Raw genomic sequence first — 2,334 nt, 5'->3', positions numbered from 1 at the left:
AATATCGGCGCATCGCCACACGTTACGACAAAACGGCGAGGAATTATCTGGCGATGGTTAAACTCGGTTGTATCCGACTGTTTTACAAAAGGTTATGCAATTAAGGGACACAGCCTAGTCAACCCGTGTTAAGCTGCTGTTTATCTGCTTCCTACTATACTCAAGGTAGTTTATGCTGTCGACTCCAGCAATTCTCTGTTTAAGGATTAGATTATGCGTGTGTTAGTTGTGGAAGATAATCCACTACTGCGTCATCATCTTGCGGTACAGCTGCGTGAGATGGGTCATCAGGTGGACGCAGCTGAAGGCGCGAAAGAAGCTGACTATTTTCTCGACGAGCACACTCCGGATATTACGCTGGTCGACCTCGGCCTCCCTGATGAAGACGGCATGGCGATGATCCGCCGCTGGCGCAGCCAGGAAGTGCGTCAGCCGATTCTGGTGCTGACCGCGCGCGACGGCTGGCAGGCAAAGGTCGAAGCGCTAGAAGCCGGGGCCGATGACTACGTCACCAAACCGTTCCATATCGAAGAAGTGGTGGCTCGCATGCAGGCGCTGATGCGGCGCAATAGCGGGCTGGCCTCACAGATTATTACCCTGCACCCTTTCCAAGTGGATCTCTCGCGCCGCGAGCTGACCATCAACGACAACCACATCAAGCTGACTGCCTTTGAGTACACCATCATCGAAACCCTGATCCGCAATGCCGGAAAAGTGGTGAGTAAAGATTCGCTGATGCTGCAGCTCTACCCCGATGCTGAACTGCGCGAAAGCCACACCATCGACGTGCTGATGGGGCGCCTGCGCAAAAAAATGCAGGCGGGATATCCGCTGGAAGTGATCACCACGGTACGCGGTCAGGGCTACCGCTTCGACCTGTAAATGCGCTTTAGCTAGCGCCGAAGAAAACCGCTCTCGCTGCGAATGCCTTTCCTGCTTGCTACCGCTGCGGTGGTGTTAACCATGTCCCTCTCCTACGGCATGGTTGCCGTGGTGGGCTATGTCGTCAGCTTTGATAAGAACACCTACCGCATGTTGCACAGCGAAAGCAACCTGTTTTTTACCCTTGCTCAGTGGCAGGACAATAAGCTCAGCTTCGTGCAGCCGCAGCAGATGAGCCTCAATTTTCCGGCACTGGTGTTTATCTATAACGATCGCGGCAACCTGCTGTGGCAGCAGCGCGACGTGCCGGATATCCGCAGCAAGATCCGCCGTGAATGGCTGAGTAAATCTGACTTTTACTAAATCGATACCAATAACCATACCAGCCGAGAACTGCTGGGCAATGAATGACCGTGATGCGCAGAATAAGCTGACTGCCTATGACGACGACGGGGGTGCCACCTTTACCCACTCGGTGGCGGTCAACCGCTATGAGGCTAGGGCTAACCTGCCGAAACTGACCATTGTGATGGTCGATTCGATCCCGCAGGAGCTTCAGTACTCGGACGTGGTCTGGTCGTAGTTCAGCTATGTACTTCTGGCTAACCTGCTGCTCATTATTCTGCTGCTGTGGCTGGCTGCGCACTGGAACCTGCGCCCGATTGGCGCGCTGGCGGGCCATGTGCGCGAGCTGGAAAACGGCAGTCATGAGACGCTCGACCCCGCGCCGCCGGAGGAACTGAAAGGGCTGGTGCGCAACCTGAATATGCTGCTGGATAACGAACGTCAGCGCCATACCCGCTATCGCACCACTCTGAGCGACCTGACCCACAGCCTGAAAACGCCGCTAGCGGTATTGCAGACCACTTTGCGTTCACTGCGCGGTGGGCAAAACCTGTCGGTGGAGCAGGCTGAGCCGATTATGTTGGAGCAGATCAGCCGCATCTCGCAGCAGATTGGCTATTACCTGCACCGCGCCAGCATGCAGGCCGATCACCACGCGCTGAAACGCGATCTGCACTCCGTCCCTGCCCTGCTCGACAGCCTCTGCTCCGCGCTCAACAAGGTTTGTCAGTGCAAGTTGCCTGCACCTGTCCCAGTGCTCAGCCAGCATCCGGTGCCGAGCGAGAGCCTGCAACATCCTCTGGCAACGTACCAGGCCTTGCTCGAGGTGCCAGCATGAACCTTCAGCATGATCGTATTGCCGCGCTCTGCGAACAACTCAAGCTCGACCGTCTGCCGGCAGAGTGGCCCAGTGTGGCACAGGCGACCATCGACAACAGCGGCACACATGCCGACTTCCTGGAAGCCGTTTTGCAGCTCCAGCATGATGGCCAGAACGAACGGCGTCGCCAGACCATTTTGCGGTTATCAGGCCTGCCGGTGATAAAAACACTGGCGCAGTTCGATTACGCCTATGCCAGCGGCGTTCCACGAAGCCAGCTCCAGGAG

Annotated in this window: 2 protein-coding genes and 2 pseudogenes; all 4 read left to right on the top strand. The window is 56.4% G+C overall.

Features of this window, described 5'->3' with window-relative positions:
* A pseudogene (locus tag BBW68_RS17935) lies at window positions 1–104 on the top strand (IS5/IS1182 family transposase); the annotation flags it as partial.
* Window positions 105–213: 109 nt separating this feature from the next.
* Window positions 214–882, top strand: coding sequence for a two-component system response regulator PhoP (gene phoP, locus BBW68_RS10610; RefSeq protein ID WP_070135335.1), 669 nt, complete (start codon window positions 214–216; stop codon window positions 880–882).
* 42 nt (window positions 883–924) lie between these two features.
* Window positions 925–1,963 (top strand): annotated as a pseudogene (phoQ, locus tag BBW68_RS20235) (two-component system sensor histidine kinase PhoQ); the annotation flags it as partial.
* Between the two features lie 98 nt (window positions 1,964–2,061).
* A partial coding sequence (locus tag BBW68_RS10600; protein ID WP_222563083.1) for an ATP-binding protein occupies window positions 2,062–2,334 on the top strand: 273 nt, incomplete at its 3' end.

The organism is Candidatus Erwinia dacicola (assembly GCF_001756855.1).
GTDB lineage: Bacteria > Pseudomonadota > Gammaproteobacteria > Enterobacterales > Enterobacteriaceae > Erwinia > Erwinia dacicola.
The sequence above is the reverse complement of the archived record's forward strand: the minus strand, read 5'-3'. Positions and strand labels throughout refer to the sequence as shown.

What these genes read in the sequence shown, in the direction of transcription:
- phoP (WP_070135335.1), top strand. Translation starts at nt 214, where the DNA reads ATGCGTGTGTTAGTTGTGGAAGATAATCCACTACTGCGTCATCATCTT.